The organism is Streptomyces sp. NBC_01546, assembly GCF_045208355.1.
Lineage (GTDB): Bacteria > Actinomycetota > Actinomycetes > Streptomycetales > Streptomycetaceae > Streptomyces.
Genome location: NZ_CP109379.1, coordinates 7,576,615 through 7,592,853, shown reverse-complemented (window position 1 = coordinate 7,592,853; position 16,239 = coordinate 7,576,615). Strand labels below are relative to the sequence as shown.

The following is a 16,239-nucleotide window of genomic DNA, read 5'->3' as shown; positions in this document are numbered from 1 at the left end:
CCTTTCGGGTCGGGGGATCAGTCGAGGGATCAAGGGGGTGAGGTTCAGGGGGCGAGATGCAGGGTTCAGCGCTCGGCGAGCCGGTGGAGCGTGGCGAGCACGTCCTCGAGCCAGGCGATCGTCATCCGCTCGTAGGCGATGCCGCCGCGGAGCACGACGTGCTGGAGCTCCCGCCCGGGGTCGGTCGGCGCGGGGGCGTCCGGGCCGGTGAAGTCGCGCAGCTCCCCCGCGAGATAGCGCGTGAGCCGGTCGGTGTGCGCCAGGTGGTGCCGTTCGACCTCGCGGATCAGCGCGGCCGGATCGTCGAAGGCCGCGCCGCGGATCTTCACGGCGAGCTCGTGCCGGATGCCCTCGGGCTGGATCGGCTCGTGGAGCCAGGCGGCCAGGGCGGCCCGGCCGGCGGCGGCGACGGAGTACTCCTTCTTGTCCGGCCTCGCCTCTTGCGGCACGTCACGGACGTCGATCCAGCCGTCACCCTCCATGCGCTTGAGCACGCGGTAGATCTGCTGGTGGGTGGCGGTCCAGAAGTAGCCGATGGACCGCTCGAACCGGCGGGCCAGCTCATAGCCGGAGCCCGGCTTCTCCAGCAGGGAGACGAGGATCGCGTGCTCGAGTGCCATGCCCCGATTTTTCTATGCAACTCGTTGCATAGACAAGCGCCGCCGCCCCGGTGAGACGCGGCTCACCCGTCCCTCACTGTTGTTCCGGGGGCTTGCCCTCCGCCGCGGACACCTCGACGAACTCGGCCTGGCCCTTGGCATTGAGCCGCAGGATCGGGACCGCCTTGTTGCGGGGATTGCCGTTGTTCTGGAAAGAGATGAAACCGCTGGCCCCGGCCACCTGCTGGCTTCCGTCCATCTGGTGGAACATCCGGGCCACGGCGTCGCCGGCGACCTTGCCCTGCCAGCGGGCGGCCATCTGGATCCCGTGGCCCGCGGTGAGGACGGCGTCGTGGCCCATCAGGGCCCCGCCGTCGTCCCGGCGGTCGTGCGGGAACCACTGGTCGAGCAGCCCGCCCTGCTGGAAGTTCTTCGCGGACGGCGCGGACACCGACTGCGGCGACGCGCGGTACATGTCGGGGTGGGAGAGTCCGGTGTAGAGCACCTCGACGCCCGTCTCGGCGGCGTGGGCGAGCTGCTCGGCGGTCAGGTTGGTGGTGTCGTCCCCGGCGAAGACGGTGAACTTCTGGTCGGTGCAGCTGCGGTTGGACAGGGCGTCCAGGAAGTGTGTGAGGTGCTGGCCGCGGCCCGCGAAGTAGACGAGCTGGGGGCGTTGCTGGCACAGCTGGCCGGGCATGTAGCGGAGCTCGTTCTGCCAGGCGCTGCTGACGGAGGAGTCGTACGTCATGCGTTCGGCGACGAGCCTGTGTTTGTCACCCTCCTGGAAGGCCTTGGTGAAGGCCGTGCCGAGGGTGGACGCGTACAGGTTTCCCTCCGCCACGTCCTGGATGACGACCGCGGTGCCGACGCCCCGCCGTTTGAGGTAGGCGGCCGCCGCGTACGCCTCGTCCTCGTTGGTGGGGGCGACCCGTACGAAGCCCGTGATGCCCTGGATGTTCGTGGCGGTCATGGTGGAGCCGACCATGGCGATCCCGTTCTCGGAGAGACGCCGTATGGCCGCGAGGTTCTCGTTCGTGCTCGGGCCGAGGCCGGCCACGGCGACCAGCCGGTCCGGGGCGTCCTTGCGGGCGATCAGCTCGTCCACGGTGTGCTGCCAGTGCGCCGACTTGCTGCCCGCGTTCGCTATCAGGAGGCGGATCTTGGGGGTGGCGGACAGATCGCCGCGATTGTGCCGGTACTGGGCGAGATAGGCGCCCTGCAGTTCGTGCCGGACGCCCTCGGCGGAGTTGCTGTCATCGGCGGTGGTGGTGAAGGAGGTCAGGTAGGCGACGCTGACGTACGGTTCCTTGTCCGCGTCGGCGAGGACCCGGGCGTTCTCCTCCTCGATCTTCTTGGCCACCGCGTCGAGGTCCGGTGCGAAGGCGTAGGAGCCGTCGGTCACGCCGACGCATTCGTCGCGGGGACCCTGTTCGACCACTCCGTCGGCGCATCTCGACAGCCGTTCCTGGATCCAGCCGACGCCCAGCCAGCCGGCCGCCACCAGTGCGACGGCAACGGCGACGGCCAGGGCCACGCGGCGCACGACGTGCAGCGGCCATTCGAGTCTGACCACGGGCTCAGCCCTCCCCGCCGGCCGTCTGGGGATCGCGCCAGTGACGGTGGCGCTCCGCCTCGTTGAACAGGGCCACGATGTCGTTCCTCCGCAGTTGTGACAGCTGGGTGTAGCCGTCGGCGATCATGTCGTTGAGTCGCATGGCGGGGTCGGCGAGCGGATCGCTCCACACCCAGCGGGTGGTCACCAGCGTGTGGATCACGGACTCGACGTCCATCACGCGCTCGGGGCGGCGCGGGCCGAGCCCGGCGAGGAGTTCCAGCGGGCCGCGGTCCGCCGGGAGGCGGTTGGGGGCGGCGGTGATCGCGTTGAACTCGGCGATCCACTGCGCGGCCGGCACTTCGGTGAAGCGCCGTGTCAGATGGGCGGTGACCTCGTCGGTCCGCCCGGCGGCGAGCTGGTGGTACATCTCCTGCACCGCCTTCCCCTCACCGCGGTAGAACTCCGCCAGGAGTTCGTGCGCGGCGTCCCACGCGTCGGGGCGGCCGGCCAGCCGCCACAGCAGCAGCCGGCGCAGCCACGGGTGGAGTACGGGGACGACGGTGAGCGGTCCGGACAGCAGCCAGCGGGAGCGGATCTCACCGAACAGGGCGTCGCCGGGGCTGAGCAGCCGGGTGCCGACGGAGAAGTCCCTGGCGGCGGCGCATTCGGCGAGGGTCGCGCGCTCGGTGTCGTCGAAGTCGCGCAGGAGGTGGCTGAGGGCGGTGTCCGCGAGGGTGGCGGTGTGTTCGCCGCTGCGCAGCGGCCGGTCGGGGAGGGTGCGCAGCCAGCGGTCCTGCTGGGGGCCCGAGTCCGGCGGCGGTCCGGACTGGCGCAGTACGTCGAGCACTTGGTGGACGGCGCGCGGCAGACCGCCGGTGAGCCGGTGCACGAAGGGGGTGAGGCGGGTCAGCGGGGCGAGATCGCTGTGGCCGCCGAGCTGGAGCTCTATGCGGATGCGCACCTCGTCCAGGTTGAGGTCGCGCAGGCGTAACGGATACCACCAGGTGTCCTCGCTGTCCCGGGTCGGCCGGTGGGTGTTCCAGTCGGACAGCGAGGCCCGGTCCGGGCCGCGCAGCTGCCAGGGCCAGGAGTCCCCGGTGGCCGGCCCCCAGCGGGGCAGCCAGCGGTTGGAGCTGGCGACGATGGTCAGCGGGTCGCTGTCGTGTCCGGCCACGACCGTGTTGTCGTGCCGGGCGCGCACCAGCAGGTCCAGGAAGCGGCGGCCGTATTCGGTGTGGGAGTTGTCGAGGAGCAGCAGGTAGGAGCGGGGCATGAAGCTGCGGGCGGTGTTGCGTCTGAGATCCTCCAGGAACGCCGAGAAGAGGACGAGGTCGAGCCGCTCCTGCTCGTTCTCGTCTCCCTCGTGGCGCCACAGGTTGAGCTCGACGAGGGCCTCCATGGGATCCCCGCTGCGGGTCATGGGATGCCGTCCGTACCACTGGGCACCTGAGGTGAGCCGGCTGCCGAGCCTGCCGCCGAGCAGGTTCGGCATGCTGCGGCGGCTCCGTCGCAGGGCGTCCTGGAACAGGGCGAGGGCGGCGGTGGAGGCGCCTTCGGGCATGCCGACCGCACCCATGCCCACTTCGAAGAAGGCGGCCAGGTAGTCGCCGTGCCGGGCCTCGTTCTCCTCCTGGAACCGGTCGAGCTGCCGTTGCACCGCGCGCCGGCCTTCGGCGAGGCTGCGCATGCGCAGTTCCTGGTCGGACGCGAGCAGACCGAGGCTGAGCAGCGGGAAGTGGGAGCGGCCGTAGCGGGGCAGTTTGCGTTCGAGCTGGCGGGCGAGCAGACCGAGGGCGTAGCGGGGCAGGAGCGACTGTGCTCCGCCGAAGTTGACGAAGGCGAAGGGGTATTGGGGCCCGAAGTGCTCCATGAGGGCGCTGTGCGCCTCGCTGGCGCCGCTGCCGGGCGGACCGAGCAGCATGGTCAGGGGCCGCTCGGCTGCGGGGGTTTCCTTCAGGCAGGCGTCGACCAGCGACAGGATGCCGCTGCGGCCGCGCAGGCCCATGCCCGTACCCGGCTCCATCACGTGTGTTCCCCCCCCAGGGTGCCGCTTTCGAGGACACGAGCGTGCCATCCGAAACCGGTGGCTGCCATAGCCCGTGTCGTCCGGATTCGCCGGTCGGGCCGCACGCGTGGATCAAGGAGCGGGCGGCGGCGCGGAATCATGACGGCGGCGCCCGCACCGGGTGCGGGCGCCGCCGGGAACGACCGGGCGGGATGTCAGCCGCGGACGATGTTCTCCGCCTGCGGACCCTTCTGGCCCTGCGTGACGTCGAACGACACCGTCTCGCCCTCGGTCAGCTCGCGGTATCCGTTGCCGGAGATGTTGGAGTAGTGGGCGAAGACATCCGGTCCGCCTCCGTCCTGGGCGATGAAGCCGAAGCCCTTCTCGGAGTTGAACCACTTCACGGTGCCGCTGGCCATACTCATCCCTCTGCTCAATTCAGCGAGTGGCCCGGGTCCGGGCCACCGCGGCGCCCGGTCACAGGCGCCTGAGCCACTTCTCCCCCGGCATCCCCACCCCTACACCTGTGAGCGACGACCGGATAACCGCATGAACGCCCGCCCGCGGCCCGGACCTCACTCAGCGGGCCGCCCGTCGTCCGGTTTGCCCGGCTCGGTGCCGCCGTGAGCAGCGGGTGACTCGACCGCCGTCGGGTCCAGGATCCGGTTGAGGAAGTTGCGGGTCCTCTCGTGCAGCGGACGCGCGACCACCTGTGAGGCCGGTCCCTGCTCGACGATCACCCCGCCGTCCATGAACACGACGCGGTCCGCGACCTCGCGGGCGAAGCTCATCTCGTGGGTGACGACCATCATCGTCATGCCCTCGCCCGCCAGCACCCGCATCACCGACAGCACCTCGCCGACGAGTTCCGGGTCGAGCGCCGAGGTCGGCTCGTCGAAGAGCATCACCTCGGGCCCCATCGACAGGGCCCGGGCGATCGCCACCCGCTGCTGCTGACCGCCGGACAGCTGCGCCGGAAAGGCGTCCGCCTTGTCGGCGAGGCCGACGCGCTCGAGGTTCTCCCGGGCGACGGCGACGGCCTGCGCCTTGTCCCTCCCGAGCACCCGCCGCTGCGGCAGGGTGAGGTTCTCGGTGACGCTCACGTGCGGGAACAGGTTGAACTGCTGGAAGACCATGCCGATGCGGCGGCGCACGGCGTCGATGTCGACATCGAGGTCGGTGACCTCCGTGCCGCCGACGAAGACCTGGCCCTCGCTCGGCTCCTCCAGCAGGTTCACGCAGCGCAGGAGCGTCGACTTGCCGGAGCCGGACGGTCCGATGACGCACACCACCTCGCCGCGGGCGATGTCCAGGTCGATGCCGCGCAGGACGTGGTTGTCGCCGAAGGACTTGTGCAGCCCCCGGATCTCGATCTCCGGGCGGTCCGTGGTCATCGTGTCCGCATTTCCCGTCTTGGGTCTCATCTCGTCCTCACGTGGCCTTGTCCCCGCGGGCCTCGAGGCGGCGCACCACGATGCTCAGCGGAATGGTCACGAGGAGGTAGCACAGGCCCGCGACCAGGATCGGGGTGGAGTTGGCGGTCTCGCTCGCGAGGTCACGGCCGTATTTCGTCAGTTCCCGCTCCTCCAGTGTCACGCCCAGGAACAGCACCAGGGAGGAGTCCTTGAACAGCAGGACCAGCTCGTTGGTGAGCGGCGGGATGACGATGCGGAACGCCTGCGGAATGATGACCGACACCATGGCGCGGGCGTGCGAGAAGCCCAGCGAACGGGCCGCCTCCATCTGCCCCTTGGGCACCGCCTGGATGCCGGCCCGGATCGTTTCGGCCATGTAGGCGGCGGCGACCAGGCCGAGACCGATCGCGACCTTCCCGTACGTACCGCCGGGGATCTCGGTCCCGGGGAACGCCAGCGGCACCGCCACGCCCACGAAGATGAAGATCAGCAGGGCGGGCAGGCCTCGGAACAGTTCGATGTACATGCTGGCGACCCACCGGTAGGGGGTCACCGAGGACAGTCTCATCATGGCGATGACGAGACCGAGGACCAGGCCGAGGACGAACCCGGACACCGTGTACACCACCGTGTTGCGCAGGGCGATGGTGATGATGTCCGGGAAGAGGCGGACGGCCAGGTCGGTCTGCGCGAACTGGTTCTGCAGGCGCTCCCAGTCGGCCAGGACGGCGATCAGGACCACTGCGCCGACGAAGATCGCGTATTGCACGCCCTGCCATACCCGGCGCCGCTGGCGCCGGGTCAGCCGAGAGGTCACGAGGTGGCCTGGGGCAGCGGGCCGATCCACTGCTCGTAGAGCTTCTTGTAGGTGCCGTCCGCCTTGGCGGTCGTGATCGCCTTGTCGATCGCGGCGAGGAGGGCGGCGTTGCCCTTCTTCACCGAGAAGCCGTACTGCTCACCGGTCTCGATGTTCTGTCCGAGGACGAACTCCGAGGCGTTCGCCTTGTCCTTGAGCCAGCCCTGGACGACGGGGTAGTCGATGACGACCGCGTCGACCTGCCCCGTGCGCAGTCCGTTCAGCACCGCGTCCGAGCTCTCGAAGGCGACCGGGTTGAAGCCCTGGGCCTTGGCATAGCTCTCGCCGGTGGTCTCGGCCTGCGCGCCCAGCTTCTTCCCCTTCGCCTTGACGTCGGCGAGCGAGGTGACACCGCTCTTCTTCGTCGCGAGGAGCGCCTGGGTGGCGTCGAAGTAGGGGACGGAGAAGTCGACGTTCTTCTTGCGCTCGTCGGTGATCGTCATGCCGGCCGCGGCGAGGTCGCACTGGCCCGAGTTGAGGAAGGCACCGGTCTTGAAGTTCTCGAACGGCGTATCGAGGATCTTCTGTTCGACCCCGAGGTTCTTCGCGACCAGGTCGATCAGGGCCACGTCGAAGCCGACGACCTTGCCGCTCTGCTCGAACTGGAAGGGCGGGTAGGGAAGATGGGTGCAGGTGGTCAGCTTGCCCTTCTCGACGACGGGCACTCCGCCGGCCGCCTCCCCCGGACCGCTGTCGCCGGAGGAGCAGCCCGCCGCGAGGAACATTCCCGCGGCGGCGGCAGCGCAGGCTGCCGTACGGATGCGGTGGCTGCTGCGGTGCGTGCGGTGTCCTTGGGCCGTCCGGAACACGGTTGACCTCCACGGGTGCGGGGCGGGCTGCGGTCGCGGGACGAGACCGTCCGTCGCGATCGTAAGCCCCCCGCGGCGCGCCGCGACGGATCATTCGCGATGCGTCGCCGCCGCTGCGGCCCCGCTCCGCCCCGGCCCCAGCGGGGCGCTGGCTGCCCTCGAGTTCTCCTGGAGGCCGGCGGGTGACCGGCGTCCGTCATGCGCGGTCGAGGCGAGACCGCAGCAGGAGCAGGGCGATGTCGTCGGTACGGGGAGCCGCGCGCCGGGCGTGCCGGATGAGGTCGTCGGCGAGCAGGTCGAGGGGCTGGTCGTGGGTGCGGGTGAGGTGTGCCGCGGTGGCCGTGATGGACTCGCCGAGGTCCTGGCCCGGGGTTTCGACGAGGCCGTCGGTGTAGAGGGCGAGCAGGGTGCCGGGGGCGAAGGGGATCTCGGCGGCGGGGTAGGTGGCGTCGGGGTCGATGCCGAGGAGGAGACCGGGGCGCAGGTGGAGTACCTCGACCGGTCCGCCGGGTTGGCGCAGCAGGGGCGGCGGGTGGCCCGCGGTGGCCAGGCAGGCGGACTGGCGGGCGAGGTCGATGTGGACGTAGAGGCAGCTCGTGAAAAGCCCGGGGTCGAGGTCCGTGAGGAGTCTGTTGGTCCGGGCGAGGACCTCGCCGGGCGGTGCTCCCGCGGTGGCGTGGACGGCGGTGCGGACTTGTCCCATCAGGACGGCGGCGTTGACGTTGTGGCCTTGGACGTCGCCGATCGCGGCGGCGACGGTGGTGTCGTCGATGTGGATGAGGTCGTAGAAGTCACCGCCGACGTCCAGACCCTGGGTGGCGGGGAGGTAGCGGGCGGCGACTTCCAGGGACGGGATGTCCGGCAGGGCGTGGGGCAGCAGGCCGGTCTGGAGACTGCGGGCGAGCTGGTGCGTCGCGTCGTAGAGGCGGGCCCGGTCCAGCGCCTGGGCGATCAGCCCGGCGATCGAGGTGAGTACGGCGCGTTCGCCCGGGGCGAAGTGGTGGGGGCGGACGTAGGCGAGGACGAGGGACCCGATCGGCCGGCCCGAGGCGATCAGGGGCAGGAAGGCCCAGGCGGCCATGCCCTTCTCGAGCTCGGCGGACGGGTACGCGGCCATGAGCTCGTCGGCGTCGGAGAAGAACAGCGGGGTGCCGGTGCGCAGCACGCGGGTGACGGCCGTGTCGGACGTCAGGGGCCGGCCGTCGAGGCGCGCCGTGAGCCCGTCCGCGTACCCGCGGTGGCCGACGATGCGCAGGCGCTGTTCCTCCACGACGAGGAGGGCCATGGCCTGGGCTCCGAGCGCCGGGACGAGCTGGTCGGCGGCCTGCTCGACCACGTCCTGGGCGTGTGCGGCCTCCGTGAGGCTCGCCGCCAGGTGCATCAGCTGGTAGAGCGCGGTGGCCCGGCTGGGCAACAAGGAGGCCGTCGGCCCCGCTTCCCCCGGCGGGGCCGCGGGGGGCTCGGGGAGGTCGTCGGCCGGGGTGATGCGGACGCTGATGCCCGTGTCGTCCGGGTGGAGCTCGAAGCGCAGCAGGTGGTCGGGCGGGCGCAGGGCGGTGAAGGAGCGGGGCAGGCGGCTGATCACCGCGCCCCGGTAGTGGTCCTCGATCGCGGGGGTGTCCATCCAGGGCAGTGCTTCCCAGGGCAGGGCACCGATCAGGTGGGAGAGCGGTGCGCCGAGCAGCTCGGCGGCTCCGGGGGTGGCGAAGGTGATCTTTCCGTTGAGATCGAGGGCGCTGCTTCCGCCGGGGAGCCGGCGGACGAAGGCCGCGACCGCCGCGGCCTCGACGGGGCCCGGTGTGGGAGGGGGAGGCGGGCGCAGCAGCACGGGGCTTGCCGGCGGGTGGAACGGGTGCCCCGCGTCGGCGGCCTGACGCAAGGTCTGCGCCAGGTGCCGGCATCCCTCCTCGATCGTGTCCCTTTCGTGCGGTTCGAGGTGCGGCGGGTGCGCGCCCGACCACAGCAGGACCAGCCCGCCCGGCGACGGCGTTCCGCCGTCCGGGGAGCGGCCGGGCAGGGGCGCGGCGGCGAGGGTGAAGTCGTAGGGCAGGACCAGCCCGAGCCGTGGATAGCGGCGGGCCGTCTCCTCCCGTCCCCCCAGCCAGACGAGCCGGTCCTCGCGCACCGCGTCGGCCACCGGGATGGCGTCGTCCAGCCCCACCCGGGACCAGGGGGCGGCGAACTCCCGGGACACCCCGCTGACCACTGCGAGGTACAGGACGTGCGCGTCCGGTCCGGGGAGGTAGAGCATGCCGACGGACGCGCCTGTGGCGCGTACCACTCCGTCCAGCGCCACCTCCGATTGCCGCTGACCAGACACATCGCTTCCGGCACCAGGGACATCCCGCACCCGCACATGGTCTCCCACCCCCCCGCACCCGGGGGCGCACTGCCCGGTCCGGGCGTGTCCCGCGGCTGCCGCGCGGCGGCCCTGGCAGGGTCGGCGCGCCGGGCCCGTACCTGAAGCGGCCGGACGGGAGCGGGCCGTCGGCCCGCTCCCGTCCGGCCGTCGGGTCAGTCGACCCCCAGCAGGCGCCGCCTGTCCTCGGGCCGGGACCGGAATTCCTCGCAGGCGGCCCGGTGGACGATGCGGCCCTTCTGCATGACGGCCACGTCCTGGGCGACGGACAGGGCGAGCCCCAGGTTCTGCTCGACGAGGACCACGGACATCCCCTGGGCACTCACCTCGCGAATGACCTCGCCCACGTGGGAGACGATCGCGGGAGCGAGTCCGTCGGACGGTTCGTCGAGGAGCAGCAGACGCGGATTGCCCAGCAGGGCCCGCGCGATCGCGAGCATCTGCTGCTCCCCGCCGGACAGTTCGTCGCCACGGTGTCCGAGCCGCTCCCCCAGCCTCGGCAGCAGGTCGAGGACCCGTGTCCGGGTCCAGGGCCCTGATGCGGGGCGGCGGGAGGCGATGGCGAGGTGCTCGTCCACCGTCAGGGGCGCGAACACCCGGCGCCCCTGGGGGACGATGCCCACCCCGGCCCGGGCGATCACGTCGACGCGGGCCCCGGCGAGCTCCCTGCCGTCGAGGGTGATGCTGCCTTCGTACGGCCGGACGAATCCCATGACGGTGGACATGAGGGTGGTCTTCCCGACCCCGTTGCGCCCGAGGACGGCGAGGATCCCGCCCGCGTCGAGGTCGAGGTCGACGCCGCCCAGGACGGTGCCCCCGGCGTAGCCGGAGCGCAGGTCGCGCATGCTGAAGAAGGGTTTCACGAGGCGGCCTCCACACTGCCCAGGTAGGCGCTCTGGACTTCGGCGGACGCCCGCACCTCGTCCGGGGAGCCGGTCTTCAGGTGTCTGCCGAGGTGCATGACCGTCACCGTGTCGGCGAGCTCGAAGACCATGTCGAGGTCGTGTTCGATGAGGAGTACGGTCACTTCACCGGGCAGCGCGGCGACCAGTTCGGTGAGCCGCGCCGTCTCCGCCGGGGACATCCCGGCGGCCGGCTCGTCCATCAGCAGCAGGCGGGGTTCGGTGGCCAGCGCCACCGCGACCTCCAGCTGCCGCCGCTCTCCGTGCGAGAGTTCGGCCGCCGCGACCTCGTGCCGGGCGGGCAGGCCCACCCGCTCGAGCAGGGTCCGCGCCTGCTTCACCGTCGCGGCCCGGGCGCTCACCTTGCGCCAGCCGCCGAGTCCGGCACCGGTCCGGCGCAACACGGCGAGCAGCACGTTCTCCAGTACCGTCTCGCGCAGGAAGAGGCTGGAGTGCTGGAAGGTCGCGGCGACACCGAGCCCGACCCGCCGGTCCACGGGCAGCCGGGTCACGTCCTGCCCGTCGACGAGGACGGATCCGGAGGTGGCCGGCAGCGTTCCGGAGATGAGGCCGAACAGCGTCGACTTGCCCGCGCCGTTCGGACCGATGATCGCGTGCCGCGCGCCCGCCCGTACGGTGAGGCAGACCTCGTCCACGGCCTTGAAGGACCCGAACTGCCGTGACACCTGGCGCAGTTCGAGTAGGTCGAGTTCGCTCACGCCGTCCTCTTCCGAGTCAGCTGGGGCGGGAGCCGTACGCCGGCCAGCCCGCGGGGCAGTGTGTAGACGGCGATGACGAAGAGCAGTCCGAGCAGCAGCGGCCCGCGCCCGGCGACGGCTTCGAGGTTGCCGAGGTAGTCGCGGGTGAGCCAGACGAGTGCGGCGCCGGCGCAGGCTCCCCACATCGAGCCGGAGCCGCCGATGACGACGGCCAGCAGCGCCAGCGCGGCGATCTCGAATCCGGCGTCGCCGGGCGAGACGAACCGCTGCACCGAGACCCACAGGGCCCCGGCGGCGCCGGCCAGCGCCCCGGCGCCGCAGTACACGGTCAGGGCGTACCGCCGGGTGGGGTAGCCGATCGCCTTCATCCGGGGCTCGTTGTCGCGGATTCCGCGCAGGGCGAGGGCGAACGGTGTCGATCCCAGCCGGATGACGGCCGCGAAGAGCAGCAGGAACACGGCCAGGACGTAGAAGTAGACCAGTCCGTCGAGCTCCAGCGCCGGCATGCCGGGCAGCGGTACGACCGGCGGGATGCCGGATACCCCGTCGGTGCCGTTGGTGAGCGACTTCCAGTTGACCGCGGCGCTGTGGACGATCTCGCCGATGGCCAGCGTCAGCATCAGGAAGACGACCCCCCGGGCCCTGACGGCCAGCCATCCGGTCGGCACGGCGACCAGGGCGGAAACCCCGGCGGCGATGAGGAGTTGGAGTATCCCGATGTCGGTGAGCCGCGTGGCCACGATCGCCGCCGTATAGGCACCGACTCCGAAGTACGCCGACTGCCCGAGGGTCGGCAGTCCGGTGAGGCCGGTGAGCAGGTTCACGCTCATGGCGAGCAGGGCGAACACCAGGATGCGCGACAAGGTGCCGACGGCGTACGGGCCGAGGACGAAGGGAGCCAGCGCGAGCCCGGCGACCACGGCGGTCGCCGACAGCCGCCGCGTGGCGGGTCCGCCAGGTCTGACGGATCTGACGGATCTGACGGATCTGGCAGGTCTGGACGGGCTCATGTGCGCACCGCCGACGAGACCAGGCCGTTCGGGCGGACCACGAGCACGGCCAGCATGGTGCCGAAGAGGAGGAAGGGCGCGTACTCCGGGAGCAGCGCCACCCCGAGCGTCTGGACCTGGCCGATGAGCAGTGCCCCGGCCAGTGCGCCGCGCACCGACCCGAGGCCGCCGACGACCACGACGACGAGCGAGAGGACGAGCACGGTCTCGTCGACTCCGGGCCCGGGGCCCAGGATCGGAGCCCCGAGGACACCGCCGACCGCCGCGAGGGCCGCCCCGGACGCGAAGACCCCGTAGAGCACCTTGCGGATGTCGACGCCGAGCGCGCGGACCATGTCCCGGTCGGCGACGGTGGCCCGGACCAGTGCTCCGAGCGAGCTGCGTTCGAAGACGAGGTACACGACGAGCGCGAGGCCGGCCGCGACGGCGATGAACACGAGCCGGTAGACCGGGTACGCGTGGCCGAGGAGGTCCACCGTCCCGCGCAGCGCCGTCGGCGGGTCGGTGGGCAGCACCTCGCCGCCGAAGGCCGCAGCGAGGAGATCGGCGACGATGAAGGTGATGCCGAGCGTCAGCACGGCCTGGTCCAGGTGCCCGCGCCGGGCCAGCGGCTGGGTGAGGAAGGTCAGCGCCGTCCCGCCCATCGTGCCCACCAGAGCGCCGGCCAGCAGCGCGAGGAGCAGACCCGGCAGGGTCCCGTCGGACAGTGCGTAGGCGACGTAGGCCCCGGCGAGGTAGAGCGTGCCGTGGGCCAGGTTGAGCACGTCCATCATGCCGAAGACCAGGGAGAGGCCGACCGCGATCGTGAAGAGCAGCAGACCGAAGGCGACCCCGTCGACGACGCTGACGAAGTTGCCGTCCAACCATCCGGACATGTCAGCCGCCCAGTCGGCCGAGCTCGGAGCTGACCGTGTTGGCGCCCTGCTTGACCTCGCGCAGGTACCAGGGCTGGACGGGAGTACCGCCGCTGTTGAACCGCCAGGTGCCGCGCGGACTGTCGATGTCGCCCACCGTGGAGATGGCCGCGTTGACCGATTCCGGCGTCACCGTGCCCCCGGCTGCCTTGATCGCCTTGTCGAGCACCTGCGCCGCGTCCCATGACGCCATCGCGTAGGTGGTCGGGGCCGCCCCGTAGGCGGAGGTGTAGGCCGGCGCGAACTGCTGGTTGGCCGCGTTGTCCAGGTCCGCGCTGTAGTTGAGCGAGGTCAGGATGCCGGTGGCGGCGTCGCCCTGCCCCTTGAGCACGCCGCCCTCGGTGAGGAAGCCGGGTGCGTAGAGGGGGATCTTGCCTGCCAGACCGAAGTCCCGGTACTGCTTGACGAAGTCGACGGCCGCGCCGCCCGCGTAGAAGCAGAAGACCGCCTTCGCGCCGGACTTCTCGATCTGGGCGAGGTACGGCTGGAAGTTCTTCGTGCCGGGGAACGGTGTGTAGACCTCCTCGCCCGCGATCTTGCCGCCGGCGGGGAGGAAGGTGGACTTGAAGCCTTCGATCTCGTCCTTGCCCGCCTGGTAGCCCGCGGCGATCAGGAAGACCGGACCGCCGGCCTTCTCGGCCACGTGCTTGCCCAGTGCCTTGCCCGGCTCGTCGTTGACGTACGAGGTGCGCCAGATGTAGGAGGTCCCGGTCAAGGTCGTCGGCGAGGCGTTGGATCCGACGAGCGGGATCTTGCTGGTCTCGAACAGGTCCTTGACCCCGTTGATGGTGGCCGAGCTGACCACGCCGCTCACTGCCAGCACCCGGTCCTGCTTGACCAGCTTCTCCGCGGCGGCCTTGCCGGAGTCGGCGGTTTCCCCCTCGTCCGCGACCACGATCTCCACCTCGCGGCCGCCGAGTTTGCCGCCGTGCTGCTCGACGTAGAGCTCGAAGCCCTGCTTCATGTCGTCGCCGAGTGCCTTGTAGATCCCGGACTGCGGGAGGAGGAGCCCGATCTTCACGGGCCCGTTCTGCTTGTCGCCGTCGCCGGTCCCCAGGCTGGCACCACCGCATGCGGTGGCCAGCGAGAGGGCTGTGGTGACGGCGATCAGAGCGGCGGGACGAATCCGACGTGCCATGGAGACTCCGTACGTTGTCAGCCGGCCCTGCCTTGGCGGGCGGCATCGGAAGTGACACGTGTCTATCGCGTATCTGCGACGCTCGTCAATAGTTCGCGAGATGGCGGATCGCACCGAAAGCCCGCCCCTTGACCCCGGCCCCACGCATGCCGTAACACTTGCCGTCGTCAAAATAACGCAATGCCGATTCGGCGACGGGCTCTTGATCAGTCAGGGAGTGAAGCACCATGACCGACGATCCATCGCGGCGCAAAGTCCTCAAGAACGGCGGGGTGTTGGCCGGCGCCACGCTGCTCTCCGGCGTCCCGGACGGACGCGCCGCGCAGGCCGCCCCGCGAGCGGACGCGTCCTCGCCCGTCGTGGAGCTGCCCTCGGGCCGGCTGCGCGGCGGCATCGAGGGAGGCCTCGCCGTGTTCAAGGGCGTGCCCTACGCGGCGCCGCCGGTCGGCGCCCTTCGCTGGCGGCCGGCGCAGCCCCATCCCGGCTGGCAGGGAACGCGGGACGCGACGGCCTTCGGCCCGAGCGCGCCGCAGCCCTACCGGGAAGGCGGCGACCAGGTCCTGGGAACGCACGGGTCGCCGCCCTTCGACGAGGACTGCCTCACGCTCAACGTCTGGACCCCCGGGGCCGACAACGCCAGGCGACCCGTGATGGTCTGGATCCACGGCGGCGGCTTCATCTCCGGCTCCGGCTCGATGCCCAACTACTCCGGCGAGACCTTCGCTCGTGACGGCGACCTCGTCGTCGTGACCATCAACTACCGGCTCGGGCCGCTGGGTTACCTCTACTTCGGCGAGGACGGCGCCAACGGGAACTTCTGGCTCACCGACCAACTCGCCGCGCTGCGCTGGGTACGGGACAACATCGCCGCGTTCGGCGGAGACCCGGACCAGATCACCGTCGCCGGGCAGTCCGGCGGCGCGCTGTCGGTCGCCGCACTGGCCGGCGCCCGCCCCAAGGGCCGCCCGCTGTTCCGGCGCGCCATCCTGCAGAGCCCGCCGCTCGGGCTGCAGATCCCCAACCGCGCCGAGTCCCTTCAGCGCACCGCCGCCTTCCTGGACATCCTCGGGGCCAAGGACGTGGCGGAACTACGGGCCGTGCCGTGGCCACGCCTGATCGCCGCCACCTTCGAGATGTTCGGGCGCACGGGCAAGTGGGGATACTGGTCCACCCCGTTCCTGCCGGTGCTCGACGGGGTCACCCTCGACCGGGACCCGGCCGACCTGCTCCTGAGCGGTGCCGGGGCGGACATCGACGTACTGATCGGCTGGACCCGGGAGGAGGCCAACTTCGCCTTCGCGCTCAGTGAGCCGTACGCCGCCGCGACCAAGGACCAGGTGCTCGCGCGAGCGCGGGACACCTTCGGGAACCGGGCGGCCGAGGCGTACACCGCGTACGAGGAGGCCCGGCCGGGCGCCCGCCCGGTGGACGTGCTCATGGACCTGATCGGCGACGACCTGTTCCGCATGCCCGCCCTGGCGCTGGCCGAGCGGCGAGCGGCCCGCGGGCGTCCGGTCTGGGCGTACCAGTTCAACCTCCCGACGCCCGCGCACGACGGCCGGCTGGCGGCGGCGCACTGTCTGGAACTGCCGTTCGTGTTCAACAACTTCGACAAGTGGTCGCAGGCGCCGTTCCTGGCGGGGCTGCGCCCCGGGGTCCGGGACGGCCTGGCCGCCACCATGCACGCGTCCTGGATCTCCTTCATCCGTACCGGGGATCCCAACCAGCACCCGATGCCGCGCTGGGAGCGCTACGGGAGGGACTCGCGCACCACGATGGCCCTCGACTCGGTCACCGCGGCCGCCGACGACCTCGCCGGGTACTGGCGGCGCCTGCGCCAGCCGGCGTCCTCGTAGGCGACCCGCCGGCCTCCGGCGGGGGGCGCGGGCCGCCGGCCGTAGTGCCCCGCGCCGGAGGTCAGTTGGCGCTCTCGTGGGCGCCGACGTTCTTCGCGATCG

General features: G+C 71.3%; 14 protein-coding genes. 1 reads left to right on the top strand and 13 read right to left on the bottom strand.

What is annotated here, in order from left to right:
• Positions 1-65 precede the first annotated feature (65 nt).
• The 13 genes from OHA89_RS34625 to OHA89_RS34565 form a co-directional block, all read right to left on the bottom strand.
• Complete coding sequence (locus OHA89_RS34625; RefSeq protein ID WP_215150294.1) at positions 66-620, bottom strand: PadR family transcriptional regulator; 555 nt, start codon at positions 618-620, stop codon at positions 66-68.
• Between the two features lie 73 nt (positions 621-693).
• Positions 694-2,172, bottom strand: coding sequence for a branched-chain amino acid ABC transporter substrate-binding protein (locus tag OHA89_RS34620; RefSeq protein WP_406367870.1), 1,479 nt, complete (start codon positions 2,170-2,172; stop codon positions 694-696).
• A 4-nt stretch (positions 2,173-2,176) separates the two neighbouring features.
• Positions 2,177-4,177, bottom strand: coding sequence for a hypothetical protein (locus OHA89_RS34615; protein ID WP_266611804.1), 2,001 nt, complete (start codon positions 4,175-4,177; stop codon positions 2,177-2,179).
• Positions 4,178-4,374: 197 nt separating this feature from the next.
• Entirely contained in the window at positions 4,375-4,578 is a 204-nt protein-coding gene (locus OHA89_RS34610) for a cold-shock protein (protein WP_073907826.1), read from the bottom strand.
• Positions 4,579-4,734: 156 nt separating this feature from the next.
• Positions 4,735-5,553, bottom strand: coding sequence for an amino acid ABC transporter ATP-binding protein (locus tag OHA89_RS34605; RefSeq protein ID WP_266611802.1), 819 nt, complete (start codon positions 5,551-5,553; stop codon positions 4,735-4,737).
• 37 nt (positions 5,554-5,590) lie between these two features.
• Positions 5,591-6,391, bottom strand: a complete 801-nt coding sequence (locus OHA89_RS34600; protein WP_406367869.1) for an amino acid ABC transporter permease — start codon at positions 6,389-6,391, stop codon at positions 5,591-5,593.
• On the bottom strand, positions 6,388-7,155 hold the full coding sequence (locus OHA89_RS34595) for an ABC transporter substrate-binding protein (RefSeq protein ID WP_266612581.1): 768 nt from the start codon (positions 7,153-7,155) through the stop codon (positions 6,388-6,390). The genes OHA89_RS34600 and OHA89_RS34595 overlap by 4 nt, the downstream gene beginning before the upstream one ends.
• A 280-nt stretch (positions 7,156-7,435) precedes the next feature.
• A complete protein-coding gene (locus tag OHA89_RS34590; protein WP_406368704.1) occupies positions 7,436-9,490 on the bottom strand; it encodes a SpoIIE family protein phosphatase in 2,055 nt (684 codons plus the stop codon).
• A 263-nt stretch (positions 9,491-9,753) separates the two neighbouring features.
• The gene (locus OHA89_RS34585; protein ID WP_323186041.1) at positions 9,754-10,461 is read right to left on the bottom strand and encodes an ABC transporter ATP-binding protein; all 708 of its coding nucleotides are present in this window, start codon (positions 10,459-10,461) and stop codon (positions 9,754-9,756) included.
• Positions 10,458-11,219: an ABC transporter ATP-binding protein gene (locus OHA89_RS34580; RefSeq protein WP_406367868.1), complete on the bottom strand. Its 762-nt coding sequence runs from the start codon at positions 11,217-11,219 to the stop codon at positions 10,458-10,460. The genes OHA89_RS34585 and OHA89_RS34580 overlap by 4 nt, the downstream gene beginning before the upstream one ends.
• The gene (locus OHA89_RS34575; protein ID WP_266611798.1) at positions 11,216-12,139 is read right to left on the bottom strand and encodes a branched-chain amino acid ABC transporter permease; all 924 of its coding nucleotides are present in this window, start codon (positions 12,137-12,139) and stop codon (positions 11,216-11,218) included. The genes OHA89_RS34580 and OHA89_RS34575 overlap by 4 nt, the downstream gene beginning before the upstream one ends.
• 86 nt (positions 12,140-12,225) lie before the next feature.
• Positions 12,226-13,104 (bottom strand): branched-chain amino acid ABC transporter permease, encoded by an 879-nt coding sequence (locus OHA89_RS34570; protein WP_266611796.1) that lies wholly within the window; start codon positions 13,102-13,104, stop codon positions 12,226-12,228.
• A 1-nt stretch (position 13,105) separates the two neighbouring features.
• Positions 13,106-14,281, bottom strand: a complete 1,176-nt coding sequence (locus tag OHA89_RS34565) for an ABC transporter substrate-binding protein (RefSeq protein ID WP_257558502.1) — start codon at positions 14,279-14,281, stop codon at positions 13,106-13,108.
• A gap of 227 nt (positions 14,282-14,508) precedes the next feature.
• Here OHA89_RS34565 and OHA89_RS34560 point away from each other — a divergent pair, with 227 nt between their 5' ends.
• Positions 14,509-16,137 (top strand): carboxylesterase/lipase family protein, encoded by a 1,629-nt coding sequence (locus OHA89_RS34560; protein WP_406367867.1) that lies wholly within the window; start codon positions 14,509-14,511, stop codon positions 16,135-16,137.
• Positions 16,138-16,239 lie beyond the last annotated feature (102 nt).

Coding starts and splice junctions, on each gene's coding strand:
- OHA89_RS34625 (WP_215150294.1), bottom strand. CDS start 620: ATGGCACTCGAGCACGCGATCCTCGTCTCCCTGCTGGAGAAGCCGGGC.
- OHA89_RS34615 (WP_266611804.1), bottom strand. CDS start 4,177: ATGGAGCCGGGTACGGGCATGGGCCTGCGCGGCCGCAGCGGCATCCTG.
- OHA89_RS34610 (WP_073907826.1), bottom strand. CDS start 4,578: ATGGCCAGCGGCACCGTGAAGTGGTTCAACTCCGAGAAGGGCTTCGGC.
- OHA89_RS34605 (WP_266611802.1), bottom strand. CDS start 5,553: ATGACCACGGACCGCCCGGAGATCGAGATCCGGGGGCTGCACAAGTCC.
- OHA89_RS34595 (WP_266612581.1), bottom strand. CDS start 7,155: ATGTTCCTCGCGGCGGGCTGCTCCTCCGGCGACAGCGGTCCGGGGGAG.
- OHA89_RS34590 (WP_406368704.1), bottom strand. CDS start 9,490: ATGCTCTACCTCCCCGGACCGGACGCGCACGTCCTGTACCTCGCAGTG.
- OHA89_RS34570 (WP_266611796.1), bottom strand. CDS start 13,104: ATGTCCGGATGGTTGGACGGCAACTTCGTCAGCGTCGTCGACGGGGTC.
- OHA89_RS34565 (WP_257558502.1), bottom strand. CDS start 14,281: ATGGCACGTCGGATTCGTCCCGCCGCTCTGATCGCCGTCACCACAGCC.
- OHA89_RS34560 (WP_406367867.1), top strand. CDS start 14,509: ATGACCGACGATCCATCGCGGCGCAAAGTCCTCAAGAACGGCGGGGTG.